Origin of the sequence: Marichromatium sp. AB32, assembly GCF_003718675.1 — a bacterium.
GTDB lineage: Bacteria > Pseudomonadota > Gammaproteobacteria > Chromatiales > Chromatiaceae > Marichromatium > Marichromatium gracile.
Window position 1 is genome coordinate 1 of record NZ_RHFJ01000022.1, and the last position, 25,381, is coordinate 25,381.

Sequence of the window (25,381 nt, forward strand, 5' to 3'; positions counted from 1 at the left end):
ATCTCCTGGCGCTGGCCTATGCCGAGACCCATCCCGAGCGGGTCGCGGCGCTGGTGGTGCGCGGCATCTTTCTCTGTCGCGACGCCGAGATCGAGTGGTTCTACCAGGAGGGCGCGAACTGGGTCTTTCCCGATCATTGGGCAGGCTTCCTCGACCCCATCCCCGAGACCGAGCGTGGTGATCTGCTGCATGCCTATCACCGTCGTCTCACCGGCGAGGACGAGGTCGCGCGCATGGCTGCGGCCAAGGCCTGGTCGATCTGGGAGGGCCGCTGCTCGACCCTGCATCCCAATCGCACCGTCAGCGATCACTTCGCCGATCCGCATCTGGCGCTGAGTCTGGCGCGGATCGAGTGTCACTACTTCGTCAATCACGCCTTTCTCGCCCCCGAACAGTTGTTGCGCGACGCCGGACGGCTGGCCGGGATCCCCGGGGTGATCGTGCAGGGGCGCTACGATCTCATCTGTCCGATGCGCTCGGCCTGGGAGTTGCATCAGGCCTGGCCCGGGGCGCGCTTCGAGGTGGTGCCCGATGCCGGTCACTCGGCCTTCGAGCCGGGGATCCAGCGCGCCCTGGTGGCCGCCACCGATCGCTTCGCCGTCGAACTCGGCGGGGGGGCGGCGTGATCGGGTTGCTGCAACGGGTGAGCCGGGCGCGGGTGACGGTCGGCGACGAGGTGGTCGGCGCCATCGATCGCGGTCTGCTGGTGCTGGTCGGGGTACAGCGTGGCGACACCGAGGCGCGTGCCGAGCGGTTGCTCGAACGTCTGCTCGGCTATCGCGTCTTTCCCGACGCCGAGGAGCGGATGAACCTCAGCCTGCGCGACATCGACGGCGGATTGCTGCTGGTGCCCCAGTTCACCCTCGCCGCCGACACCCGCAAGGGTACCCGCCCCGGCTTCAGCAGCGCCGCGCCCCCTGAGGAGGGCCGACGCCTGTTCGAGCTGCTGCTCGAGCGCGCCCGCGCCGCGCACCCCGCCGTGCAGTGCGGGCGCTTCGGCGCCGACATGCAGGTCGAGTTGGTCAACGACGGCCCGGTGACCTTCTGGCTGGAGACATGAGGCGGGTGGTTTTCCAGCCGCCAGCCGCCAGCCGCCGCCAGGATTGGACCGCAAAGCCGCGAAGCACGCAAAGTGAGTTCACGCAAAGTGAGTTGATGTGTGATGTCGGCGTGAGGCCACAGGCGGTCCGCACCCACTGGCGACTGATCGCTGGCGGCTTATTCCCCTTTGCGCCCTTCGCGCCTTCGCGGTTCAATCGTCTGGTCGCTGGTCGCTGGTCGCTGGTCGCTGGTCGCTGGTCGCTGGTCGCTGGTCGCTGGTCGCTGGTCGCTGGTCGCTGGTCGCTGGTCGCTGGTAGGAGCCACGAACCCGGCGCAGGCTGTTATCCTAGTGAATTGATCCGTATACCAGGCGTCACCGAGCGATCATCCCATGTCTGCTGAGACCACACACCGCCGCGCGCAGGTCGCGCGCGATACCCTGGAGACCCAGATCCGCGTCACGCTCGATCTCGACGGGACTGGCCAGGGCAGTTTCCGCACCGGCGTCCCCTTCCTCGAGCACATGCTCGACCAGATCGCGCGTCACGGTCTGATCGACCTGCAGGTCGAGGCCGAGGGCGATCTCCATATCGACGCGCATCACACCGTCGAGGACATCGGCATCACCTTCGGTCAGGCGCTGGCCCAGGCGCTCGGCGACAAGCGCGGCATCCGCCGCTACGGTCATGCCTATGTGCCGCTCGACGAGGCGCTGTCGCGGGTGGTGGTGGACCTCTCGGGACGCCCCGGGCTGACCTATGCCGTGCCCTTCACCCGCGCCCAGGTCGGCGCCTTCGAGGTCGATCTGTTCCAGGAGTTCTTCCAGGGGCTGGTCAACCATGCCGCGCTGACCCTGCACATCGACAATCTGCGCGGCATCAACGCCCACCACCAGGCCGAGACCGTGTTCAAGGCCTTCGGGCGGGCGCTGCGCATGGCCGTCGAGCCCGATCCGCGGATGGCCGGGATCACGCCCTCGACCAAGGGTGCGCTGTGAGCGCGCTCGCGCCCCGATCACCGTTTTCCGAACCCCAGCAAGAGACCCAATCCCCGTGTTGCTGATCCCCGCAATCGATCTCAAGGACGGCCGCTGCGTGCGGCTGCGTCAAGGCCGGATGGACGACGAGACCGTGTTCTCCGACGACCCGGTCGAGGTCGCCGCCCGCTGGGTGGAGGCCGGCACCCGTCGCCTGCATCTGGTCGACCTCAATGGCGCCTTCGCCGGCGAGCCGGTCAACGGCGAGGCGATCCGCGCGATCGCCGCGCGCTACCCCGAGCTGTCGATCCAGGTCGGCGGCGGTATCCGCGACGAGCGCACCATCGCCGCCTATCTCGACGCCGGGGTGAGCTACTGCATCATCGGCACCCAGGCGGTGAAGGAGCCCGAGTTCGTCGCTCGCGCCTGTCGCGCCTTCCCCGGGCACGTCATGGTCGGGCTCGATGCCAAGGACGGTCAGGTGGCGATCAACGGCTGGGCCGAGGTCACCGAGCACCGTGTCGAGGACCTGGCGCGACGCTTCGAGGACGATGGCGTCTCGGCGATCGTCTACACCGACATCGGTCGCGACGGCATGCTCAGCGGTCCCAACGTCGAGGCCACCCGCGCCCTGGCCGAGGCGATCCGTATCCCGGTGATCGCCTCCGGCGGTATCACCACCCTCGATGACGTACGGGTGCTGGCCGAGGCCGCCGCCAGCGGCATCAGCGGCGCGATCACCGGGCGGGCCATCTACGAGGGCACGCTCGACTTCGCCGCCGGTCAGCAGCTGGCCGACGCGCTGGAGGCGCAGCGGGCATGAGCGAATCAGCGACGCGCGCCGACGACTGGCTCGATGCCGTCGCCTGGGACGCCAAGGGTCTGGTGGCGGCGATCGCCCAGGAGCGCGGTACCGGCAAGGTGTTGATGATGGCGTGGATGAACCGCGAGGCGCTGCGCCTGACCAGCGAGAGCGGGCATGCGGTCTACTGGTCGCGCTCGCGCGAGCGGCTGTGGCACAAGGGCGAGTCCTCGGGCCATCAGCAGGTGGTGCACGACATCCGTCTCGACTGCGACGGCGACGTGGTGCTGCTCGAGGTCGAGCAGCGCGGCGGCATCGCCTGTCACACCGGGCGCCACAGCTGTTTCTATCGCGCGCTCGACGAGGACGGCGGCTGGCGCGCGGTCGAGCCGGTGCTCAAGGACCCGGACGCCATCTATTCCAAGGGTTGATCCCCACACTTGCAGAGGGTTTTTCACGCTCCATGAACGATGTACTCGATCGCCTGTCCGAGGTCCTCGAGGCGCGCAAGGCCGCCGACCCCGACAGTTCCTATGTCGCCAAGCTCCACGCCAAGGGGCTCGACGCCATCCTCAAGAAGGTCGGCGAGGAGGCCACCGAGACGGTGATGGCGGCCAAGGACGGGGTGCCCGAGAAGGTCGTCTACGAGGTCGCCGATCTGTGGTTCCACACCCTGGTGCTGCTCTCGCACCAGGGGCTGGGTCCGAACCAGGTGCTCGCCGAGCTCGAGCGCCGCTTCGGTCTCTCGGGACTCGAGGAGAAGGCCGCACGCAAGGGCTGAGCCGCTGCGCCGGGGGCTGCCGGGGCCGCGACGATTGCGGTATGATTGCGCGTTGCCGGCGACCCTGGGTGTCCCGAGCGCGCGCTCGGCGCGGCCTGTCCGGCAGTCACCGGCCCCGTTCTTTCCGGGGGGCGGTAAAGGCGGCGGTCGAACGACGCCCCCGCACACGCGTCGCACCCGGGGCACGAATTCCCGATGCGCGCCGACCACCCGCTGGTCGGGCGCGTTTCCACTGAGGCTAGAGTCGACCGCCGCACAGGGGTGGTCCGGAGGAAAAGATGGGCGCAGGCGGTATCAGTATCTGGCAGCTTCTGATCATCCTGGTGATCGTGCTGCTGCTGTTCGGCACCAAACGGCTGAAGAACCTCGGCTCCGATCTCGGCACCGCGATCAAGGGCTTCCGCAGCGCGATGTCCGATGCCGACAAGGAGCAGGAGCGCAAGGACGCAGCGCCCGAGCAGCTGAGCGAGGTCGAGCGCACCGACGCCAAGGCCGCCAACGCCTCGGCAGAGAGCCACAAGCGTCAGCCCTGAGCTGAGCGCCGGATCGGGGAGACCAGATGGTCGACTGGGGATTCTGGGAGTTCATCCTGATCGCGGTGGTCGCGCTGGTCGTGATCGGCCCGGAGCGATTGCCGCGGGTGGCGCGCATGGCCGGGATGTGGGTGGGCAAGGCCCGCCGCACCCTGGCCTCGGTCAAGCACGAGATCGATCGCGAACTCCATACCGAGGAGCTCAATCGCGTGCTCGACGAGCAGCGCCACTCGCGTCCGCTCGAGACCATTCTCGAGGAGTCCGAGCGTCCAGCCGCAGCCTCCGACACCCGGGACGGCGCCGAGCGGACCCCGCCGCGCGGCTAGTCCCCGTCATCCACCCCTGATCCGACGCCATCCGGGGCCCCGGCCCCTCTCGTCCGGATAGAGTCCAGTCATGTCACCTGCGATGCAACCCGATGATCCGGGCGCCGAACAGCCCTTCGTCTCCCACCTGATCGAGCTGCGCGATCGCCTGATCCGGATGGTGATCGCCATCCTGGTGGTGTTCCTGGCGCTGTTCCCCTTCGCCAACGAGCTCTACGTCTATATCGCCGCGCCGCTGATGGCGCAGCTGCCCGACGGCAACACCATGATCGCCACCCAGGTGGCCGCGCCCTTCCTCACGCCCTTCAAGTTGGCGCTGGTGGCGGCGGTGTTCCTGTCGATGCCCTTCCTGTTCTATCAGCTGTGGGCCTTCGTCGCCCCCGGGCTCTATCAGCACGAGCGGCGCCTGGCGGTGCCGCTGCTGCTCTCCAGCGTGCTGCTGTTCTATCTCGGCATGCTGTTCGCCTACTACGTGGTGTTCCCGCTGGTGTTCGCCTTCCTCGCCGGCTCGACGCCCGAGGGCGTGGCGATGATGACCGACATCTCGGCCTATCTCGACTTCGTGCTGACCCTGTTCTTCGCCTTCGGTCTGGCCTTCGAGATCCCGATCGCCACCATCCTGCTGGTGGCGCTGCGCCTGACCACGCCGGCTGCGCTCGCCGCCAAGCGTCCCTATGTGATCGTCGGTGTGTTCATCGTCGGCATGTTTCTCACCCCGCCGGACGTGATCTCCCAGACCCTGCTGGCGATCCCGATGTGGTTGCTGTTCGAGCTCGGTATCCTGTTCGCCCGGATCCTGCTCAAGGGCCGGCTCGACGAGGATGAGGACGACGACGGCACCGATCCCGACGGCCCCGGCGGCTCGCCGGCGCCCGGCAGCGATCCGCGCCCGGGGACCTCGGTCGGCGGCGAGCTCGATCCGGCGCTCGACGAGGCGTCGCGCTGGCAGCCGCTGAGCGAGACCGAGATGGAGGCCGAACTCGACCGTATCGACGCCGAGGAGGCCGCGCGCGAGATGCCGGCCTCCGCGCCGGTGAGCGGCGGGATCAACTCGGTCGAGGAGAAGCTCAAGCGCGCCAACCGGCTGCGGGAACTCGACAGCCTGATTGCTGCCAGACACGTTTTGTACGAGGTGCTCGAGGAAGGGGACGAGGATGCGCGTCGCGTGGCTCGCAATATCCTCGCCCAACTCGACGACTGAGCCGTGCACATGCTGTGCGCCGATCGTCAAAACGTGAGACTTTTCTGGTGGATAACAGGGGTATTGCTTTTATCAATGGCGTTCATCGGCTAATATCGACGCTTGTTGTCGACTGAAGGATGTTCGCCATGGGTTCCGGATCCCAGATCCATTACAAGCAGAACCGGCTCAAGCAGCTGCGCGCCTTCTGTCACGCTGCCCGGACCGGTAGCGTCAGCGCCGCGGCGGAGAAGATCTTCCTCAGCCAGCCGACGGTCTCGCTGCAGATCCAGGCCCTCGAGCGCGAGTTCGGCACCGTGCTGTTCGAGCGCCGGGGCCCCAAGATCAAGCTCACCCCCGAGGGCGATCTGCTGTTCCAGATGGCCGAGCCGCTGGTCGAGGGCATGGACAAGCTCCACGAGACCTTCGCCACCCAGTGCGGTCGGGTCGATCAGGGTGTGCTCAACATCGCCGCGGGCGAGTCGACCATCCTCTACATCCTCCCGGACCCGGTGCGCGAGTTCGTCGACCAGTACCCCGGCATCGAGCTCAAGATGCACAACGTCACCGGCCGCGACGGCCTGGCGATGCTGCGCGCCGACGAGGTCGATCTCGCCGTGGGCTCGATGCTCGAGGTGCCGGACGACATCACCTATCGTCCCTTCGTCACCTACCGCCCGACGCTGATCACCCCGGCCGATCACCCGCTGGCCGGTCGCGAGACGGTCACCCTGGAGGACATCGCCCCCTACGGCCTGATCCTGCCGCCGCGCCATCTCAGTACATGGCGCATGGTTGACCTGGTGTTCAAGCAGCACAATCTCGGATATCGGGTGACCCTGGAGGCCGGTGGCTGGGAGGTGATCAAGAAATATGTCGAGCTCGGACTCGGCATCTCCATCGTCACCGATGTCTGTCTGACCGGGGAGGAGAAGCTCAGCACCATCCCGCTCGATCACTACTTCCCGAAGCGCAGCTACGGCATCGTGCAGCGACGCGGCAAGTTCCTCTCGCCGCAGACCAAGTGCTTCATCAAGACCCTCGATTCCGCCTTCGCCGACCGTGTCGTGGAGCCCCAGCCCCAGACCGTCGGAGAAGCAGAATGGGAAGACGCCTTCCTGGGTTGATCGACCCTCGAAGAGACGCGATCGCCCCCTGATCCATCGTCCTCGGACGGTGGGCCGGGGCGGCGGCGGTTCAGTTCCTCATGCACCTTGGACGTGTGTCGGAACCGGCTCAAGGATGAACTTGACCGCCGGCCTTCGATCATTTTTTCGTACCACCAAACTGGTTAAAAGAATCATTATCACTATGGACCTGACCAAACGTATCGGCCAACGCCTTCGCGCCGCCCGGCAAGAGCAGAAGCTGAGTCTTTCCGACCTGTCCAGCCGGACCAATTCGCTGTCGAAGTCGCGCATCAGCAACTATGAGCAGGGGATCCGTCGGATGGGACTCGAAGAGGCCCACGAGCTCTCGATGGCGCTGCGCACCGTGACCCCCACCTATCTCCTCTGTCTCGACGACAAGGGGCCGCTCGACGCCGAAGAGATGCGTCTGGTGGAGTTCTTCCGGCTCAGCGACGAGCGTGGCCGCGCCACCGTCCTCGAGGTCGCCGAGCGTCAATCGGAGTTCGGGGTCGCCGCCAAGGCCGCCGCGGCCGAGGAGCAGGAGCAGGCGCCGCTCGTCGAGGACGAGCTCTCCACCGCCTGAGACCGTCATCTGACGGTCCCCGTGTCCCGGCTCCCCGGATCCAGGAGACACGCCCCGTCGGCATCAGGTCCTGGCCCGTATCCCCGACCGCTACGTCTCGCCACCGTCGGCGTCGAATGGGGAAACGCTGATTTGCTCAGCGTTTCCCGCTTGGTGCGCTACTTGTAGGCGCCGACCCCGCAGAAGAAGCCGCCGTCGTTGCCGATCACATAGGTGGCCTTGTCGCGGATCTCGTCACTGCCCGGATAGGGCCAGCGATAGTCCACCCAGCCCTCGCCCGAATCCTTCACCGTCTCGATCATGTCCCTGAACAGGGTGTCGCCATACTTGTCGAAGTCGATCAGGTTCTTGCCGACCAGCTCGGGCTTGAGCGGGTGCGCGAGCATCTCGCCCTCGAGATCCATGCAGAACACATAGAGATCGCGATCGCGGAAGCCCCCGTCCTCGGCTGCGAAGGCGGCGAAGGCGGCCTCGGCGCCCTGGCTCTCGACCGCCTCGTGCGCCTGCTCGGAGAGTGCCTTGGCCTCCTCCGGCGTGGCCATGTCGGGGGTCGCGGCGAATACCTGCGGGGTGAGCAGCGCGAGTGCGAGCGAGCCTGCGAACAGTGTGCGGGTCATGGGTTGGTCCTCTTTCTCGTCTGTGGTTTTTTCGTGTACGAGCGGGACCGACCATACCCGAGCCCGGCGGTGCGATCCAGTCCGGCGCGCGCTGGTCAAAGCGCCTCGGGCACCGGACAATGCCCCGCCGACCCATTGCCGAAATCACACCAGGAGTCCGTCATGCATCGAGTCCGCGTCGTTCCGTCCAGCCACCAGCGGACTCGCTGATGATCGCGCGCGACCTGCGAGGCCAGCTCATCGCCCTGGCCGTGGTGGCGCTGCTCGGCACCCTGCCGTTCTGGCTCAGCGACCTCGACACCCGTCTGGTGTCGCTGTTCTACCATCCCGGGGCCGACGATCCCTGGTACGAGGCCCAGGCGCCGCTGTGGTCGGCGCTCTATGTCGCCGCGCCGCTGCTCACCGGGCTGATGATGCTCGGCGGGTTGCTGGTGCTGATCGCCGCCGCGTTGTGGCCGCGCTTCAGGCGGCTGCGTATCCATGCGGTGTTCGTGATCGCCACTGCGCTGCTCGGTCCCGGGTTGATCGTCAACGGCGTGTTCAAGGAGCAGTGGGACCGTCCCCGGCCACACCAGACCGAGGCCTTCGGTGGCACCCAGCCGTATCTGCCGCCGTTGCAGATCGGGGATTATGGCGAGGGCAAGTCCTTCCCCAGTGGTCACGCCTCGGTCGGCTTCGTGCTCGGCGTCTTCTTCCTGATCTGGCGTCGGCGTCGACCGCTGCTGGCCTGGATGGCGCTCGCCGGCTCGGTGGCCTTCGGCGTGCTGCTCGGGATCGGTCGCATGGCCGCGGGCGATCACTTCCCCTCGGACGTGATCTGGGCCTGGGTGTTCGTCTATGGCACCGCGCTGCTGCTCTATCACGGCGTGCTGCGGGTGCCGCGGCGCGAGCGTGCCGCCGCGCTCGCGCCGCCGTCGTCGAGTCGGCTGCGTCATCCGCGCCTGACCGCGCTCGGCTACGCCCTGGCCGTGCCGGTGATGATCGCGGTGGTGCTGGTCGCGACCCCGCTCAAGCGGATCGAGTACGAGCGCATCGCCCACGACGAGTTCCTGCCCGCGCCCGAGGTGTTGCGTATCGAGGCCGACGACCTGGACGTCGTCCTGTTCTGGATCGGCGAGCGTGACCGGCGCGCCCAGCTGAGGCTCGAGGCGCGCGGCTTCGGCCTGCCCTGGAGCCGGGTGGAGAGCCGGCTGGTCGCGCGCGACGGGGTGCTGAGCTACGACGTCGTCCATCGCGGGCTGTTCACCGAGCGCGACACCAAGCTCGCGCTCGGCGTGGTCGCCGACGAATGGCGGCGGGTCGAGGTGATCACCGGTGAGGGCGACATCCGCCGCTATCCCGCACCGCCCTCGGTCACGCTGCCCGAGCTACGCCTCGAGAGCGCCCACGGGCGGGTGGTCGAGGGCGCGCCCGGGACCCGCTAGCAGATCCGCGGCAGCTGCTCGCCGGTGAGCCAGTCGACCACCCGCGAGCCGCCGAACCCGGTCTCCATCTGCACCAGCCGCAGCGTGTCCTCGACCACCTCGCCGATGTGGCTGGCGGCGGCGCCGAGCGGGTGGGCGCGCATCGCCGCGAGCAGGTCGTCGACCCGCTCGGGCGGACAGATCGCCACCAGCTTGCCCTCGTTGGCGATGTGCAGCGGGTCGAGTCCGAGCAGTTCGCAGGCGGCGGCGACCTCGGGGTGGACGGGGATCGCCGCCTCGCGGATCTGCATCCCCACCCCGGACTGTCGCGCCAGCTCGTTGAGACAGGCCGCCAGCCCGCCGCGGGTGGGGTCGCGCAGACAGCGCAGCCCCGGCACCGCCGCGAGCATCGCGGCGACCAGCCCGTGCAACGCGGCGCTGTCCGAGCGCACCCCGGTGGCGAAGCCGAGGTGCTCGCGCTGGGCGAGGATGGCCACCCCGTGCTCGCCGATGCCGCCGCTGAGCACGATGGCATCGCCCGGGCGGGCACGCTCGCCGGAGAGCTCGATCCCGTCGGGCACCACCCCGAGCCCGGTGGTGGTGATGAACACCCCGTCGCCCTTGCCGCGTTCGACCACCTTGGTGTCGCCGGTGACTACGGTCACCCCGGCCTCGCGCGCCGCCCGCGCCATGCTGGCGACGATGCGATCGAGCGCGGCGAGGGCGAAGCCCTCCTCGATGATGAACCCGGCGCTGAGGTGCAGCGGTCGCGCGCCGCCCATGGCCAGGTCGTTGACGGTGCCGTGCACCGCCAGCGCGCCGATGTCGCCGCCGGGGAAGAACAGCGGCGAGACCACGTGGCCGTCGGTGCTCATCGCCAGCCGGCCGGGCGGGACGGCGAAGCGGGCCTGGTCGTTGCCCTGGGCGAGCAGCGGGTTGTCGAGATGACGGCGGAAGATCCCGTCGATGAGCTGGTCCATGGCGCGACCGCCGGCGCCGTGGGTCATCTCCACCCGGCCGTGGTCGAGGTCGAGCGGGGTGTGGGGGCTGGATTGGCTGGTCATCGGGTCGGTTCTCGTCGGTGATCGCGGGCGCGGCGCCCGGGGTGCATGCGGGTCAGCCGGCGGCCGCCCGGTCGCGGGTCCGGCCATAGCTCCAGTAGGCGGCACAGGCGCCTTCGGAGGAGACCATGCAGGCGCCGAGCGGGTGCGCCGGGGTACAGCCGGTGCCGAACAGACGGCACTCGGTGGGGCGCTTCTCGCCGCGCAGGATCGCCGGGCACTCGCAGCCACGGGGCTCGCGCGCCGGCGCGCACTCGACCGGGAAGCGGCGCTCGGCGTCGAACGCGGCAAACTCGGGGGCGAGCTCCAGCGCGCTCTCCGCGATCTCGCCGAGCCCGCGCCAGGCAAAGCGCTCGCGCACCCGGAAGACCCGCGCCATCAGCGCCTGCGCCTTGCGGTTGCCGCTCTCGCTGACCGCGCGACGGTACTGGTTCTCGACCCGCGCCGTGCCGGCGTTGATCTGGCGCACCAGCATCAGCGTCGACTGCATCACGTCGAGCGGCTCGAAGCCGGCGATCACCAGCGGCAGCCGGTGCTGCTCGGGGACGAAGGCATAGGGGGCGGTGCCGATCAGGGTGCTGACGTGCGAGGGCCCGAGGATGGCGTCGATGCGTGCGCCGTCGGCGAGGATGGCGGCGAGCGCCGGCGGGGTGAGCACGTGGTTGCAGAACACCGAGAAGTTGGCGAGTCCCTCGGCGCGCGCCTGCTCCAACGCCACCGCGGTCGGCGGGGTGGTGGTCTCGAAGCCGATGGCGAAGAACACCACCTCGCGCCCCGGCTGCTCGCGGGCGATGCGCAGCGCATCCTGGGTGGAGTAGACCATGCGCACGTCGGCGCCCTCGGCACGGGCCTGGAACAGGGTGCGACGGTCGCCGCCTGGAACCCGCATCAGGTCGCCGTAGGTGCACAGCGTCACCCCGTGGCGTTCGGTCAGCGCGATCGCCTGATCGATCCGCGCCATCGGCAGCACGCACACCGGACAGCCGGGGCCGTGGACGAAGCGCAGCCGCGGCGGCATCAGCTGCTGCACCCCGTAGCGGAAGATGGCGTGGGTGTGACCGCCGCAGAACTCCATCAGCCGGTAGTCGCGCCCGGGGTCGACCTCGGCGGCGATGGTCGCGGCGAGCCGCTTGGCGAGGGCGTGGTCGCGGAACTCGTCGACATATCTCATGGCGCATCCCCCGGGGCGAGCAGCCCGGCCTCGCGCATCGTCTCCAGGGTGCGTTCGGCCTCCTCGGGGTCGATGCGGTTGAGCGCGTAGCCGACGTGGATCAGCACGTAGTCGCCGACCTCGGCGTTGTCGAGCAGGGCGAGCGAGACGCTGCGCGCGACCCCGTCGAGTGCGACCTCGGCGGTGTCGCTGGCGTGGTCGATGGCGGTGATCCGGGCGGGGATGGCTAGGCACATGGCGGGACCTCGCTGGGGCCGGTGAGGGTCAGGTCGAAGGCGACACAGGGGTCGAGGGCGGCGATCAGCAGCCCGGCGCGCCGGCGCAGTTCGGTCTCGGGGACCGGTTCGAGCGCCTCGAGCGCCAGCGCGAGCGCCCCGCGCGGGTGGAAGTTCCACTCGGTGGGGGCGAGGATGCGATAGTCGGCGATGTGGCCTCGCGCGTCGAGCCGGACCAGATGGATCAGCTCGCCGCGCGCGGCGGCGGCGCGACCGACGCCGAGACCGCCGTCGAGCGCGGTGGTCGGTGGCGGCTCGATCAGCGGTGGGGCGGCGACCTCGACGAGCTGCGCGGCGAGCCGCGCCAGCAGCCCGGCGCCGAGCGCGCCGATCAGCGGGTGATGGTGCTGGCGGGTGAGGGGCGTGGTCTCGCGCGGCGCACCGTCCCAGGTCGGGGCGGCGATAAACCCGGGGTCGGCGAGCCGGGGCAGCAGGTCGGCGAGCGCCCGCTCGTCGAGCGCCGGCAGCGGTGCGATGGTGGTGGCGCCGAGCCCGGCGAGGTCGTCGACGATCACCCGCTGGAGCAGTCGCGCCGCCTGACTGACGCCGCTCGCCGCCCAGTCGGCGAGCCGCTCCGGGGTGTCGATGCGGGCGTGCCAGTGCGCCGGGGACATACCGAAGACGCGCTCCTCGAGCAGGGTGTCGAGGGCGTCGCGGGTCTCGGCGAGCACCCGCTGGTCGGTCGTTGCGGGGCGGGCGCGGGGGATGAAGAGGTCCGCCTCCGGGTCGAGCGCGGCGAGCAGCGTGCGGGTCAGACCGTGGACCCGGGCGAGCGTCAGGTGATCGGCCGGCTCGTCGAGCGCCGCCGGCCAGTCGATGAGGATGCGCCAGAGGTGTTCGCGCCGGGTCTCGCTCGCCACCGCCGCGGCGCGATCAGCGCGGACCGCGGTGGGCGCGGCCTGTCCCTGGGCGTGTTCGAGCGCGGTGGCGCAGGCACACGCCTGGGCCTGGCCGCAGATGCTGTAGAGACGCGGCAGGACCCGCGCCGTCTCCGCCGGCGTGCGCCCGATGAACACCTGGCTGGCGGTCACCGGCCGGGTCGAGTGGATCTCGCAGCATCGCGTCTCGGGGGCGATCCGCAGCCGGATCCCGAGTCTGCCGCCTGGTTCCTGCATGCTCAGCCTCCGTCCACGCTCGTCTGTCTGCTGGTCAAACGTGCGCCGGGATCGGACAATGCGCCGACCACCGGCGATCCCCGCCGGGACGGCGCCGCGCCCCGCGCGGTGACCGGTCGCATCCGTTCAGCTCACGACCCACGCACCATGCTCACTCCCGAACAGCTCGCCGGCCTGCGCCGCGACATCGTCTTTACCGCCGAGCCCGGCGGTGTCCCGCTCACCTTTCATACCACCTGGGGACTGTTCTCGCCGCGCGAGATCGATGAGGGCACCCGGCTGCTGCTGCAGTACGTCGAGGTCGCGCCCGACGCCGATTGTCTCGACATCGGTTGCGGCTACGGCCCGCTCGGCCTGTCGCTGGCCGCGCGCGCACCCCAGGGCCAGACGCTGATGGTCGACAAGGACTTCGTCGCCGTCGACTACGCCAACGCCAACGCCGCGCGCAACGGGCTCGGCAACGCCCGCGCCCAGCTGAGCAACGGGCTGGCGCAGATCGACCCGGCCGCGCGTTTCGATCTGGTGGTGAGCAACATCCCCGCCAAGGTCGGCAAGGAGCTGCTCGCGCTCCTGCTGCACGACGCCCGTGCCCGGCTGCGTCCCGGCGGACGGCTCTATGTGGTCACCATCAACGGGTTGCGCCAGTACATGAAGCGCAACCTCGGTGAGGTCTTCGGCAACTACGACAAGCTCAAGCAGGGCGCGCACTATACCGTGGCGATGGCCGAGCGCTGAGCCTCAGCCGCCGGCCTGCTCGAGCAGCCCGAGCAGACGGACCGCCTCGCCGCCGATGTCGTTGTCGGGGGCGATGTCGCGGGCACGCTCGAGCGCGGCGCGGGCGGTGGCGGTGTCGCTGATCTGGAGGTTGATGAAGCCGTAGGTCAGCCACATCCGCTGCAGCTCGGGGGCGATCTCCAGCCCGGCGCGCAGCGCCTTGAGGGCGCCGGCGGTGTCGCCGGTGTAGAACAGCGACAGGCCGAGGTCGTTGTAGGCCTCGGGGTCGTCGGGGCGGAGCTCGAGGATGCGCTGGTAGTAGCGCGCGGCCTCGCCATAGCGCTGCGACATGAACAGGCTGTCGGCGCGCTGGTGGAGCTGCTCGGGGTCGTTCCCGGTGACCGGCTCGGGCACGCCCTGATCCGGCGCCGCCACCGGGGCCTGGGCGACCTGGATCGGGTTGCGCAGATAGTAGTCGCGGGTGATCGCGAACACCGCGAAGCCGTAGAAGACGAGGAAGACGACGAGCAGCAGCCACTGCAGGGCGGAGAGTCGGGGCATGATCTGGGGTCGGCAAGATGGATGAACGCCCGATCCTAGGAAGGGGCGCGGGGGCTGTCAAACGATCTCCAGCTACCAGCTACCAGCTACCAGCTACCAGCTACCAGCTACCAGCCGCCAGTCGCCAGTCGCCAGTCGCCAGTCGTCAGCTACCAGCGGCCAGTGGAGGTATCGGTCGATCACGGCGGCGGCCAGCCATCGAGGCCCCCTTGCCGGGGGCTGATGGCTGGCCGCTGGTGACTCTTCGGCGTCTTTGCGGTTCAATCCCTTGATTGGTTTCGACGGGCGGTCCGGCGGTGTCGGTGAGATGAAGCTCAGGCTCTATATCCTGCTGTTCCTGCTGGCCTTCGGGGTCATCCCGCTGATGTTGGCGGTGGCGATCAATCTGCCGCTGGTGCTCGATCGCACGGCGCTGTTCTATCAGCGCGCCTATCTGCAGAACCTGCGCGCCGACTTCCGCGATCTCGACCAGCACCTGGCCAGTCGACACGAGATGATCCGGTTGCTCGCGCGGTTGCCCGAGCCGGAGCTGATCCTCGGGCTCCAGGGCGAGCCCGGGCAGGTGGCGCTGGCGCGTGAGCGCTATACCCGCTGGGTCAACCAGATCCTCGTCGACCAGCGCGACATCATCCAGATCCTCTTCGTCGACGGCAGCGGGGCGCTGCGCTTCCAGCTCGCGCGTGACCGACAGGATCATGAATGGCGTGCCACCGAGCGCCCACCGCTGCTGCCCGAGCCGCGTTTCCTCGACACCGGGTTGTCGTTGCAGCCGGGGGCGGTGCTGGTCAGTCGCATCCGTATCGACCAGGAGGCCGGCGCGCGCGATCAGCGCCAGCTGATGACCCTGAGCCTGATCAGTCGGCTCGGTGACGAGGGCGGGGCGGTGGTGATGGCGATCGATGTCGGCGGGCTGGCGCAGTTCTATCGCGACACCCTGTGGGTCAACCACGACGGCAGCTATCTGCGCCCCGGCCAGCCGGGCGGCGCCTCGGGCGAGGCCTTCGTCGACTTCTCCGGGCTGGAGGCCATCTTCACCGCAGGCAACCTGGCGCTGTGGAAGGATCGCGCCGGGCGCCAGTTGCTGTGGGTGCCGATGTTCCTCACCGAGGACGGTGCGCCGCTGTGGGTCGGGCGCGCGGTCGACCCCTCGCCGATCGATGCCTTCCGCGACGCGCTGATGGTGCGGGTGCTCTCGATCATGCTCGCGCTGGTGGTGGTGGTGATGGTGGTGGCGCGGCTGATCGCCAGACGGCTCGAGCGCTTCGGCCAGTCGCTCACCCGCGGGCTGACCCAGGTGCTGCGCGAGGGGCGGGCGCTGCGCTTTCACTGGCGCGGGCCGCGCGAGATCCGCGCGCTCGGCGCCCAGCTCACCGCGCTGGCCCAGACCCATGCCGAGCACCTGCGCGCCGAGCAGGCCCAGACCCGCGAGCTGGAGCGCTCCAATCGCTACAAGTCGGAGTTTCTCGCCAACGTCAGTCACGAGCTGCGCACCCCGCTCAACTCGATCCTGCTGCTGTCGAAGATGCTCGCCGCCGAGAGTGGCGGGCTCGATCCGGCGCAGCGCCGACAGGCCCAGGTGATCCATGCCGCCGGGCGCGACCTGCGGGCGATGATCGACAACATCCTCGACATCTCGCGGATCGAGGCCGGCCAGGTCGATCTCGATCTCGACAGGGTCGAGCTGCCCCCGCTGCTCGAGTCGCTGGTGGCGCTGATCGAGCCGCAGCTCGCCGACAAGCCGGTGCGCTTGAGCCTGGAGATCGACCCGCGCGCGCCGCGCCAGATCCACTGCGACGGCGACAAGCTGCGCCAGATCCTCAAGAACTTCCTCAGCAACGCGCTCAAGTTCACCGAGCGCGGTCATATCCTGCTCGGTTGCGCGCCGAGCGACGACCCCGAGCTGCCGCTGGCGCTGAGCGTCGCCGACACCGGGATCGGGATCGCCGAGGACAAGCAGGGACTGATCTTCGAGGCTTTCCAGCAGGCCGATGGCTCGACCCGGCGCCGTTATGGCGGCACCGGGCTGGGGCTGTCGATCAGCCGCGAGCTGGCCGCGCTGCTCGGCGGGCGCATCAGTGTCGAGAGCGCGCCCGGGGCCGGGGCGCGCTTCACCCTGCTGCTGCCGCTCACGGCGCCGGGTGGGGCGCCCGATGCGTCGCCGGCGACCGCGGTCCCCCCCGCCACCACGCCAGACACCGCCGCCCCGGTCGCCGTGACGGAGACCGCCTCGCCCGAGGACGGAGACGAGTGGGTGCTGGTGATCGCGCGCGAGGTGCCGCTGCTGGTGCGACTGGCCGCGGCGCTGGGGCGGCGCGGGTTGCGGGTACAGACCGCCGCCGATCTCGAGGAGGCGGGCGAGACCCTGGACGAGGAGGGCGAGGGCTGCATGCTGGTGCTGCTGGCGCTCACCGGGGCGCCCGGTGAGAGCTGTGATAGCATCCACGGCCTGATCGCGCAGTGCCGGGGCGCCGCGCCCGCGGTGGTGCTGCTGGGCGAGGCCGAGGCGTCGCCGCCCGGGCCCTGTCGCGAGGCCGGTGTGCTCGCGCTGCTCGCCAAGTCCGTCGATGACGATCGGCTCGATCGCCTGCTCGCCGAGGTGCGCGGCGCACGGGCCCCATCGACGCGGGATGCACACCAGGCCGGTCGTGCCGCCACCGGATCGGGCGACGCGGCGCGAGGAGAGCGATGATGAGCCATCATGCCGGATTCAAGCTGCTGATCGTCGACGATCACGCGCACAACCTCTTCACCCTGCGCACCCTGATCGAGCGTCATCTCGACTGTGCGGTGCTCGAGGCCAGCTCCGGGCAGCAGGCGCTCGATCTCACCCACGAGCACGCCGACATCGACCTGATCATCCTCGACGTGCAGATGCCGGAGATGGACGGCTTCGAGACCGCCTCGATGCTCAAGCTGCGCAAGCGCACCCGCGACATCCCGATCATCTTCCTCACCGCCGCCTTCAAGTCCGAGGCCTTCCAGCAGCGGGGCTTCGCCGTCGGTGCGGTCGACTATCTGCTCAAGCCGATCGACGACGACCTGCTGATCAACAAGATCGGCACCTATTTCCGCCTGATCGAGAAGGAGCGCGGGCTCAACCGCCAGCTCGAGCAGCAGGTCGCCGAGCGTACCCGCGAGCTGGCCGAGGCGCGCCAGTACCTCGAGAACATCCTCACCTACATGGGCGAGGCGCTGCTGGTGCTCGCCCCCGACGGCACCATCAAGTTCACCAACCCGGCGGCGCGCCACATGCTCGGTTACGAGGAGACGGCGCTGCGCGGGATGGCGATCGGGGACGTCTTCGAGGAGGAGGCCGACGAGCAGGCCGGGGCCTTCATGGGGACCTGGCTCGAGGCGCTGATCCGCACCGGCGCGCTCAGCAAGATCGAGGCGCGGTTCATCGCCAGCGACGGACGCCGGGTGCCGATCCTGTTCTCGCGCACCGCGGTGAGGGATACCCGGGGCGAGATCAGCGATATCATCTGTATTGCCAAGAACATGAGCGGCTATGTCCGGGTCGATCCGGACGATGCCGCGCCCGCGCCGGGGCAGGCGCGGGAACCGTCCTGAGGAGGATGCACGATGACCGATCCGGTTCTGCCCGCGGGCCCCGGTGACGAGGAAGACGCCACCCTCACCGCCAACGCCCTCAAGGCGATGGCCCATCCGTTGCGCTGGAAGATCCTCTGCTCGCTCGGCGGGCGCGAGCTCTCGGTCGGCGAGATCGTCGAGCGCGTCGGCACCTCGCAGAGCAACATCTCGCAGCATCTCGAACAGCTGCGCAACAAGAACATCGTGGTCGCCCGCAAGGAGGCCAACCGGATCTATTACCGGATCCGCAACACCCAGCTGCTCGAGCTGATCGGCATCATGCGCGAGGTGTTGTGTCCGGCCAACCTCGACGACCGGCCCTAGCCCCGCGCGTCGACGTCCACCGTCGCGGGGGCCTGACCCCCGACCCCATATCGCAGAGGAATGTCCATGCTCGATCCCAATCAGTGGTTCTCCGAGGTCGTCGCGACCGACGGTTCCGCCTTCTCGTTGAAGATGCGCGCCCGGGTGCACGAGGAGCAGACCCCCTATCAGCGCATCGAGATCTACGACACCGAGGGCTTCGGCCATCTGATGGTGATCGATGGCTGCACCATGCTCTCGACCCGGGACAACTTCCTCTATCACGAGATGATGTCGCACCCGGCACTGTTCACCCATGCCGCGCCGCGGCGGGTGTGCATCATCGGTGGCGGCGACTGCGGTACCCTGCGTGAGGTGCTGCGTCACGACGGCGTCGAGTCGGCGGTGCAGATCGATATCGACGAGCGCGTCACCCGGCTCGCCGAGCGCTATTTCCCCGAGCTCACCGAGGCCAACGCCGATCCGCGTGCGCAGCTGCTGTTCGAGGACGGGGTGCGCTGGATCCGCGAGGCCGCGCCCGCGAGCCTCGATCTGATCATCGTCGACAGCACCGATCCGGTGGGTCCGGCCGAGGGGCTGTTCACCCGCGATTTCTTCGCCGACTGCGAGCGCGTGCTCGCCCCCGGCGGCATCCTCATCCAGCAGAGCGAATCGCCGCTCTATCACACCCAGTTGCTGCGCGACATGCACCAGGCGCTGCGCGAGGGCGGCTTCGACTCCACCCAGACGCTGTGCTTCCCGCAGCCGATCTATCCCTCCGGCTGGTGGAGCGCGACCATGGCCGGCAAGGGGGTCGCGCTCGATCGCTTCCGCCTCGAGGACGCGCGCGCCAAGCCCTTCGAGACCCGCTACTACAACGCCGAGATCCACCAGGGCGCGCTCGCCCAGCCCGAGTTCCTGCGTCGCGCCCTCGCCGCGACCGACTGATCCTCCCGCCGCCCGGGCGTCCGCCCGGGCCATGCGCCGGTTGCCCGGCGCGCGTCCGTCTCGTCCGTCGTCTCTCGATACAGGGCCCTGTGGGGTGTGCCATGTCGCGTCCCGATTCGGGGGCTGCGCTCCCGATCGGGGCAGCGTGCGCGCGCGTTAATGAGAATAATTGTCATGTACGCGAAATAAGGCGCTGATCGTCCATCTCACCTCGCCAGGATCGGCACGGGACAGGGGCCGAGGTCCGCCGGATGCGCATCCATCCGGATGATCTCGGTTCCGCGCCATGGGATCTAGACCGCAAGGTCCGTGTGCTCATGACCCCCTGAATCTCTCTGCCGATGTCCCTCGCCGGTCGCCCGAGGTCGTCATGCGCCGGGTCCTCGACCCGCCGGCTGCTCGCGGCGACCAATGGAGATGACTCGTATGCGGTACTCGAACCGGCGCCGACGGATCGCGGGCGCGATCCTCGGTGTCTCGCTGCCTCTGCAGGGGCTGGCCGCCGACAGTGACGCGGTGCAGCTCGACACCCTGACGGTGACCTCGCGCCTGAGCGAGGAGTCGCTCGCCGAGATCCCCTTCAGCGTCGACGTGATCGACGCCGGCACGCTCGAGGAGCAGCGTCTGCTCGATCTCGAGGAGGTGTTGCGCCAGACCCCCGGGGTTGATGTCAACTCCTGGGGCGGGGCGAACGACGCCAACATCCGTATCCGCGGTGTCGGCTCGCTCTACCAGGTCAGCGCCGAGGACACCTCGGTGGTGGTCAATCTCGACGGCGTGCCGATGTCGAGCCGCCATGCCGCGATGGCGACCCTGGACGTCGAGCGCATCGAGGTGCTCAAGGGGCCGCAGGGCACCCTGTTCGGTCGCAACAGCGAGGCCGGCGCGCTCAACGTCCGCAGCCGTCGCCCGACCCAAGAGGCCGAGGGCTATGTGCGCATCGAAGGTGGCGAGGACGGCCAGCAGCTCCAGGAAGCGGCCTTCGGCGGCGCGCTCTCCGAGCAGTGGATGGCGCGGGTGGCGATCCGTCACGAGGGCGCCGACAACTGGATCGAGAACCAGCGCACCGGCGATCCGCTGACCTATCGGCGCGGTCTCGCCGCGCGCGCGAGCCTGCTCTGGGAGCCGAGCGCGGCGACCTCGCTGCTGTTGATCTCCGAGCGCCAGCAGCAGGACGGCTATGTCTCCAGCATCCTGCTCAGACCCTATGGCGATCCGCCGGTGGTCGATCTCTCGCCCGGCGCGGTCGACGACAACCGCAAGGTGGTCGAGCGTCACTCGCTGGAGTTCGGACAGCGACTCGGCTGGGGCCAACTCACCGCGATCAGCTCGTTGACCAGCGCCGACATCGAGGTCGCCAAGGCCTACGGCACCCGGGTCAGCGAGCAGGTCTTCGGCATGCCGATCGAGTACGTCGCCACGGATGACGGCGATGAGCGGGTGTTCAACCAGGATCTGCGACTGTCCTCGCTGCCCGGTGCCGAGGTGTTCTGGGTGGCCGGGCTCAACCTGTCGCGCTCGCGGCGGACCTGGGACTCGGCGAGCGCCCTGGAGCAGACGCGCTACGAGCGTCGTTTCGATACCCATGGCGAGGCGATCTACGGCGAGCTGACCTATCCGCTCGCCGACGCCTGGAAGCTCACCGCCGGCTGGCGTCACACCTGGGAGGAGAAGCGCTACGGCGCCACCTATCACCGTCCGACCTCGACGGTCAGCGAGCGGCGGCGTCTCAGCGACAGCTACGACACCGGTCGCCTGGCGCTCTCGCACAGGCTCAGCGAGTCGACCAACCTCTATGCCGTCGCCGCGCGCGGCTACAAGTCGGGCGGCTTCAACGACTTCGCCACCCAGATCGCCGACAGCGAGCCCTATCGCGCGGCCACCGTCGACAGCCTCGAGATCGGCTTCAAGCACCATGCGCTCGACGGGCGCTTCGATCTCAGCGGCGCGCTCTTCTACAACCGCGTCGCGGATGACCATCTGCTCGGTTTCGACTACCTGACCATGGCCACCCAGGCGGTCAACGCCGACACCGAGAGCCAGGGCGCCGAGCTCGAGGGCAACTGGCGCATCGGCGCCGGGCTGAGCCTGACGGCGGGGCTGAGCTATACCGACGCGACCATCACCGAGGATGTCGTCGGGGTCCAGGGCGGACGGGTCGACGCCGGCAACCGGGTGCCCGACGTGGCGCGCTGGAGCGGGCTGGTGTCGCTGTCCTGGCAGCACGCGCTCGAGTCCTTCCCCGGTGGCGCGGCGCCGTTGCTCAATGCCCGGCTCACCCATCGCTATGTCGGCGAGCGCCCGGCCGATCCCCAGAACCGCATCGACCTCGATGCCTATCACAAGCTCGATCTACGGCTCGGGCTGATGTTCGGCGCCACCGAGTTCTATGTCTGGGGCGACAACCTGCTCGATGCCGACTACGAGCACTACGCCTACTGGTTCCCGCCCGATATCTCCGTCGGTCTGCCGGCGCAGGGACGCGTCCTCGGGCTCGGGGTGAGCCATCTGTTCTGAACCCAGCGGTCGTCCCCGGCGATGCGCGTCGCGGACGGCCAGTCCAGCCATCCATCTGCGGAGGTCATCGATGAACACCGACCCGGACCAGCCCGCGCGCGCCGCGCCCACCGATATCAGCCCGTGGGCGGTGATGCGCCCGGTCCGTGGCCAGATCGGCGTCGCCATGGCGCTGTCGGCCGCGTCCACACTCTCCACCCTGGCCGCGCTCGGACTGCTTGCCTGGCTGGTGCACGGTCTGATCCAGGACCCCGGCACCATGCCCTGGGCGGCGCTGCTCGGCGCCGCCGGCTGTACCGCGCTCGCCTATGTGCTCAGGGTGCAGTCCTTCTCCCAGTCGCACGCGGCGGCCTTCCGGCTCGAGCAGGTGCTGCGTACCCGGCTCAGTCAGCACCTGGCGCGGATCTCGCTCGGCGAGGCCCAGCGCCTCGGCGCCGGCGCCCTGGCCAAGGTGATGCAGGACGACGTCAAGGAGCTGCACGTGTTCGTCGCCGACAGCACGCCGCTCTATGCCCGCGCCTATGTCGCGCCGCTGCTCACCCTGGTGGCGCTGCTGTGGCTCGACTGGCGTCTGGCGCTCGGCGCGCTCGCGGTGTTGGCGCTCGGTTTCGTGGCGATGAACCTGGCGATGCGTGACCGCGCCGAGATCAGCCGGCGCTATCACCTGGCGCGCGAGCAGGTCGGCGCGGCGGTGGTCGAGTTCGTCCAGGCGATGCCGGTGGTGCGGACCTTCGACAGCGGTCATGCCACCTTCGGGCGCTACCATCGCGCGTTGGAGCAGTATCTGGAGATCGTCACCCGCTGGTATCGCGAGGCCGGGCTGTCGGCGCGGCTCGGGCTGGCGGTGCTCAACCCGCTGCCGACCCTGGTGGTGCTGCTGTGGTGCGGCGCCCTGCTGATCTGGCAGGACGCGCTCGCCTTCTCCACCTGGCTGGCGGTGCTGCTGGTCGGCACCGGCATGGCCGAGGCGCTGATGCCGCTGATGTCGCTGCTGCACCTGATCGACAAGGCCAAGCTCAGCATCGGCCGCATCGAGCAGATCGAGCGGTTGCCGGCACTGGCGGTGGCGCAGCGCGGCAAGGAGCCACTCCCGGGCGACACCAGCGTGGTCTTCGAGGAGGTCGAGTTCCGCTACGAGGGCAGCGAGTCGGCGGCGCTCGCCGGGCTCGACTTCCGCGTCGAGCCGGGCACCGTCACCGCCCTGGTCGGGCCCTCGGGCGCGGGCAAGACCACGGTGGCGCGACTGATCCCGCGCTTCTGGGACGTCACCGCCGGGCGTATCCGCGTCGGCGGGGTCGATGTCCGCGAGATGCGTCCCGAGACGCTGATGCAGCAGGTCGCCTTCGTCTTCCAGGACACCTTCCTGTTCGCCACCTCGATCGCCGACAACATCCGCCTCGGCATGCCCGGGACGGACATGGCGGCGGTGATCGCCGCCGCCCGCGCCGCCCAGGCCCATGACTTCATCATGGCGCTGCCGCACGGCTACGACACCCAGGTCGGCGAGCGCGGCATCTTCCTCTCCGGCGGGCAGCGCCAGCGCATCACCATCGCCCGCGCCATCCTCCAGGACCGGCCGATCCTGGTGCTCGATGAGGCCACCGCCTTCGCCGACCCGGAGAACGAGGCGGCGCTGGTGCGCGCGCTCTCGCACCTGATGCGCGGCAAGACGGTGATCCTGGTCGCCCATCGTCTCTCCACCATCCGCGACGCCGACCAGATCCTGGTGCTCGACCGCGGTCGGCTGGTCGAGCGTGGCCGTCACCACGAGCTGCTCGAGCACGACGGTCGCTATGCCCGGCTGTGGCGCAGCTACACCCAGGCCCAGCAGTGGGCGCTGGGCGCGCACGCCGTCGAGGAGCAGGCCCCCACCGCCAGCGAGGAGACCCCCGCATGAACGCCGAGACCCTGAACCCGGACCAGACCGAGCGCCTCACCCTGGTGCCCTGGCGCGAGACCTATCGACGGTTGCTCACCACCGCCGGCGAGCATGCCCGCGGGCTGCGCGCGAGCCTGCTCGGGCTGGTGGTCGCCGCGGCCCTGCAGGGGTTGGCGCTGGCCTGCATCCTGCCGCTGTTCATCGCGCTGCTGCGTCCGCAGCCGGAGTGGTCGGCAGTGTTCGTGTGGCTGGCGACGATGACCCTGCTGGCGCTGCTCGCCACCGTGGCGCGCTGGCGTGCCATGGGCTTCGACTTCGACGGTCGGATGTGTCGCGCCACCCACGCGCTGCGGGTACAACTCGGCGAGCAGCTGCGGCGGATGCCGCTCGAGCGGTTGCAGGACAAGCGCACCGGTGAGCTCAGCGCGATGCTGCTCGGCAACGTCGACGAGAACCTCAACTATGCGCTGACGGTGTTCAACATGATCGCCGCGGCGGTGGTCGCCCCCCTGGTGGCGGCGCTGGTCACCCTGTGGCTGGACTGGCGGGTGGGGCTGATCCTGCTGCTGGTGTTCCCGGCGATCGTACCGCTCTATCGCTGGCGCCGGCCGTTGCAGGATCGCGACAAGCGCCGTGTCGCCGCCGCCCACAGCCGCACCTATGCCGATATCCTCGAATACACCCAGGGGCTGCCGGTACTGCGCGCGGCCTGCTGCGAGGGCGAGAAGGCCGAGCGGCTGCAGCAGGGCTTCGCGCAGCTGCGCGAGGTCCAGGAGCAGGCCGAGCGCGCCGCGGCCAGACCGGCGATCCTGATCGCCAGCGTGGTCGAGCTGGGGCTGCTGCTGGTGGTCGCTGCCGGTACCACCTGGGTGGTGCTGGGATCGCTCGACCTGGCGGTGTTGGCGGCGGTGATGGTGATGGTGGTGCGCTTCGCCGAGCCGCTGGCCAACTTCATCAACTTCACCACGGTGCTCGGCATCATCGAGGCGGCGCTCGCGCGCATCGAGGCGCTGCTGGCGATCGCGCCGCTGGCGCAGCAGGAGCCGCAACGCACCCCCGATCGCTACGACATCCGCTTCGAGGGCGTCTCGTTTCGCTATGCCCAGAGCGATACGCCGGTGATCGACGGCATCGATGCCGAGCTGGCGCCGTGCAGTCTCACCGCCCTGGTCGGTCCCTCCGGTTCGGGCAAGACCACGCTCACCCGGCTGTTGATGCGTCATGCCGACGTCCAGGCCGGACGCATCACCATCGGCGGGGTGGATGTGCGCGCGATCCCGCCGAAGACCCTCAACGGACTGATCTCGGCGGTGTTCCAGGACGTCTATCTGTTCGACGACACGGTGCGCGCCAATATCCGCATGGCCCGCCCCACGGCCAGCGACGCCGAGGTCGAGGCCGCGGCGCGCGCCGCCCAGTGCCTGTCGTTCATCGAGCGGCTGCCGCAGGGCTGGGACACCCGGCTCGGTGAGATCGGCGGGCGGCTCTCCGGCGGCGAGCGTCAGCGCATCTCGATCGCCCGGGCGCTGCTCAAGGATGCGCCGATCGTGATCCTCGACGAGCCCACCGCCGCGCTCGACACCGAGAGCGAGGTGGCGGTGCAGCGTGCCATCGACGCCCTGGTGCGCGACAAGACGGTGATCGTGATCGCCCACCGGCTCTCCACCATCGCCGGCGCCGACCGCATCCTGGTGATCGACGATGGGGAGCTGGTCGAGCAGGGACGTCATCAGCAGCTGCTCGCCGCCGACGGGCGCTATCGCGCGATGTGGGACGCCCAGCAGGCGACCAAGGACTGGCACCTGAAGGAGGCGTTGTCGGTCTGATCCGGCGCGCCGCTGTCGCCTCGCGGGCGCACGCCCGTCTCCATTCGT

26 protein-coding genes are annotated in these 25,381 nt (G+C 69.4%); 20 read left to right on the forward strand and 6 right to left on the reverse strand.

From position 1 onward, the window contains the following. From EBL85_RS08560 to EBL85_RS08615, 11 genes are all read left to right on the forward strand, one after another. The coding region (locus EBL85_RS08560; RefSeq protein WP_123142691.1) for an alpha/beta fold hydrolase at positions 1–626 on the forward strand (626 nt) is incomplete at its 5' end. Beyond that, entirely contained in the window at positions 623–1,060 is a 438-nt protein-coding gene (gene dtd / locus EBL85_RS08565; RefSeq protein WP_005222128.1) for a D-aminoacyl-tRNA deacylase, read from the forward strand. The genes EBL85_RS08560 and dtd, both read left to right, overlap by 4 nt. Before the next feature lie 372 nt (positions 1,061–1,432). Beyond that, positions 1,433–2,038 (forward strand): imidazoleglycerol-phosphate dehydratase HisB, encoded by a 606-nt coding sequence (hisB, locus tag EBL85_RS08575; protein WP_123139152.1) that lies wholly within the window; start codon positions 1,433–1,435, stop codon positions 2,036–2,038. 55 nt (positions 2,039–2,093) lie between these two features. Further along, a complete protein-coding gene (hisA, locus tag EBL85_RS08580) occupies positions 2,094–2,840 on the forward strand; it encodes a 1-(5-phosphoribosyl)-5-[(5-phosphoribosylamino)methylideneamino]imidazole-4-carboxamide isomerase (RefSeq protein ID WP_005222124.1) in 747 nt (248 codons plus the stop codon). After that, positions 2,837–3,250 carry a phosphoribosyl-AMP cyclohydrolase gene (gene hisI / locus EBL85_RS08585; protein ID WP_123142692.1) on the forward strand — a complete coding sequence of 138 codons (414 nt, stop codon included), beginning with the start codon at positions 2,837–2,839 and terminating at the stop codon, positions 3,248–3,250. Before hisA ends, hisI begins: the two co-directional genes overlap by 4 nt. A gap of 32 nt (positions 3,251–3,282) precedes the next feature. Continuing rightward, positions 3,283–3,600 (forward strand): phosphoribosyl-ATP diphosphatase, encoded by a 318-nt coding sequence (locus EBL85_RS08590; protein WP_005222120.1) that lies wholly within the window; start codon positions 3,283–3,285, stop codon positions 3,598–3,600. Positions 3,601–3,878: 278 nt separating this feature from the next. Beyond that, positions 3,879–4,133, forward strand: coding sequence for a twin-arginine translocase TatA/TatE family subunit (tatA, locus tag EBL85_RS08595; RefSeq protein ID WP_123142693.1), 255 nt, complete (start codon positions 3,879–3,881; stop codon positions 4,131–4,133). Positions 4,134–4,159: 26 nt separating this feature from the next. Further along, positions 4,160–4,459 carry a Sec-independent protein translocase protein TatB gene (gene tatB / locus EBL85_RS08600; RefSeq protein WP_123139155.1) on the forward strand — a complete coding sequence of 100 codons (300 nt, stop codon included), beginning with the start codon at positions 4,160–4,162 and terminating at the stop codon, positions 4,457–4,459. Between the two features lie 70 nt (positions 4,460–4,529). Then, a complete protein-coding gene (gene tatC / locus EBL85_RS08605) occupies positions 4,530–5,660 on the forward strand; it encodes a twin-arginine translocase subunit TatC (RefSeq protein WP_190287859.1) in 1,131 nt (376 codons plus the stop codon). A gap of 128 nt (positions 5,661–5,788) precedes the next feature. Further along, on the forward strand, positions 5,789–6,766 hold the full coding sequence (locus EBL85_RS08610) for a LysR family transcriptional regulator (protein WP_062276999.1): 978 nt from the start codon (positions 5,789–5,791) through the stop codon (positions 6,764–6,766). Between the two features lie 184 nt (positions 6,767–6,950). Further along, on the forward strand, positions 6,951–7,352 hold the full coding sequence (locus tag EBL85_RS08615) for a helix-turn-helix domain-containing protein (RefSeq protein ID WP_062276996.1): 402 nt from the start codon (positions 6,951–6,953) through the stop codon (positions 7,350–7,352). A gap of 158 nt (positions 7,353–7,510) precedes the next feature. Here the strand turns inward: EBL85_RS08615 and EBL85_RS08620 are convergent, their stop codons facing one another. Next, positions 7,511–7,969 carry a cache domain-containing protein gene (locus EBL85_RS08620; protein ID WP_062276993.1) on the reverse strand — a complete coding sequence of 153 codons (459 nt, stop codon included), beginning with the start codon at positions 7,967–7,969 and terminating at the stop codon, positions 7,511–7,513. A 209-nt stretch (positions 7,970–8,178) separates the two neighbouring features. On the opposite strand from EBL85_RS08620, the gene EBL85_RS08625 reads away from it, so the two are divergent. Next, positions 8,179–9,393, forward strand: coding sequence for a phosphatase PAP2 family protein (locus EBL85_RS08625; protein WP_123142694.1), 1,215 nt, complete (start codon positions 8,179–8,181; stop codon positions 9,391–9,393). On the opposite strand, the gene hypE is transcribed toward EBL85_RS08625, so the two are convergent. Genes hypE through EBL85_RS08645 form a run of 4 tightly spaced genes read right to left on the reverse strand, consistent with a single transcriptional unit; the run spans position 9,390 to position 12,994 of the window. Further along, positions 9,390–10,436: a hydrogenase expression/formation protein HypE gene (gene hypE / locus EBL85_RS08630; protein WP_123142695.1), complete on the reverse strand. Its 1,047-nt coding sequence runs from the start codon at positions 10,434–10,436 to the stop codon at positions 9,390–9,392. The genes EBL85_RS08625 and hypE overlap by 4 nt on opposite strands. Positions 10,437–10,488: 52 nt before the next feature. Next, complete coding sequence (gene hypD / locus EBL85_RS08635; protein WP_123142696.1) at positions 10,489–11,604, reverse strand: hydrogenase formation protein HypD; 1,116 nt, start codon at positions 11,602–11,604, stop codon at positions 10,489–10,491. Next, complete coding sequence (locus EBL85_RS08640; RefSeq protein WP_123139160.1) at positions 11,601–11,840, reverse strand: HypC/HybG/HupF family hydrogenase formation chaperone; 240 nt, start codon at positions 11,838–11,840, stop codon at positions 11,601–11,603. Before EBL85_RS08640 ends, hypD begins: the two co-directional genes overlap by 4 nt. Further along, a complete protein-coding gene (locus EBL85_RS08645; RefSeq protein ID WP_123142697.1) occupies positions 11,831–12,994 on the reverse strand; it encodes a Ni,Fe-hydrogenase I large subunit in 1,164 nt (387 codons plus the stop codon). The genes EBL85_RS08640 and EBL85_RS08645 overlap by 10 nt, the downstream gene beginning before the upstream one ends. Positions 12,995–13,141: 147 nt before the next feature. Here EBL85_RS08645 and EBL85_RS08650 point away from each other — a divergent pair, with 147 nt between their 5' ends. Continuing rightward, on the forward strand, positions 13,142–13,729 hold the full coding sequence (locus EBL85_RS08650; RefSeq protein ID WP_062276976.1) for a class I SAM-dependent methyltransferase: 588 nt from the start codon (positions 13,142–13,144) through the stop codon (positions 13,727–13,729). Positions 13,730–13,732: 3 nt separating this feature from the next. Here EBL85_RS08650 and EBL85_RS08655 read toward each other — a convergent pair whose 3' ends face one another. Continuing rightward, positions 13,733–14,269, reverse strand: coding sequence for a tetratricopeptide repeat protein (locus EBL85_RS08655; protein ID WP_062276974.1), 537 nt, complete (start codon positions 14,267–14,269; stop codon positions 13,733–13,735). A gap of 307 nt (positions 14,270–14,576) precedes the next feature. Between EBL85_RS08655 and EBL85_RS08665 the strand changes: the two genes are divergently transcribed. The 7 genes from EBL85_RS08665 to EBL85_RS08695 all read left to right on the forward strand — a co-directional run bounded on the left by EBL85_RS08665 (position 14,577) and on the right by EBL85_RS08695 (position 25,333). Beyond that, positions 14,577–16,958 (forward strand): ATP-binding protein, encoded by a 2,382-nt coding sequence (locus EBL85_RS08665; protein WP_123142699.1) that lies wholly within the window; start codon positions 14,577–14,579, stop codon positions 16,956–16,958. After that, entirely contained in the window at positions 16,958–17,839 is an 882-nt protein-coding gene (locus EBL85_RS08670) for a response regulator (protein WP_123139163.1), read from the forward strand. The genes EBL85_RS08665 and EBL85_RS08670 overlap by 1 nt, the downstream gene beginning before the upstream one ends. Positions 17,840–17,851: 12 nt before the next feature. Then, positions 17,852–18,184, forward strand: a complete 333-nt coding sequence (locus tag EBL85_RS08675; RefSeq protein WP_123139164.1) for a metalloregulator ArsR/SmtB family transcription factor — start codon at positions 17,852–17,854, stop codon at positions 18,182–18,184. Positions 18,185–18,250: 66 nt separating this feature from the next. Continuing rightward, positions 18,251–19,111 (forward strand): polyamine aminopropyltransferase, encoded by an 861-nt coding sequence (speE, locus tag EBL85_RS08680; protein ID WP_123139335.1) that lies wholly within the window; start codon positions 18,251–18,253, stop codon positions 19,109–19,111. A gap of 426 nt (positions 19,112–19,537) precedes the next feature. Further along, complete coding sequence (locus EBL85_RS08685) at positions 19,538–21,628, forward strand: TonB-dependent receptor (RefSeq protein WP_123142700.1); 2,091 nt, start codon at positions 19,538–19,540, stop codon at positions 21,626–21,628. A gap of 70 nt (positions 21,629–21,698) precedes the next feature. Next, entirely contained in the window at positions 21,699–23,525 is a 1,827-nt protein-coding gene (locus tag EBL85_RS08690; protein ID WP_123142701.1) for an ABC transporter ATP-binding protein, read from the forward strand. Further along, a complete protein-coding gene (locus tag EBL85_RS08695) occupies positions 23,522–25,333 on the forward strand; it encodes an ABC transporter ATP-binding protein (RefSeq protein WP_123142702.1) in 1,812 nt (603 codons plus the stop codon). The genes EBL85_RS08690 and EBL85_RS08695 overlap by 4 nt, the downstream gene beginning before the upstream one ends. Positions 25,334–25,381: the final 48 nt, after the last annotated feature.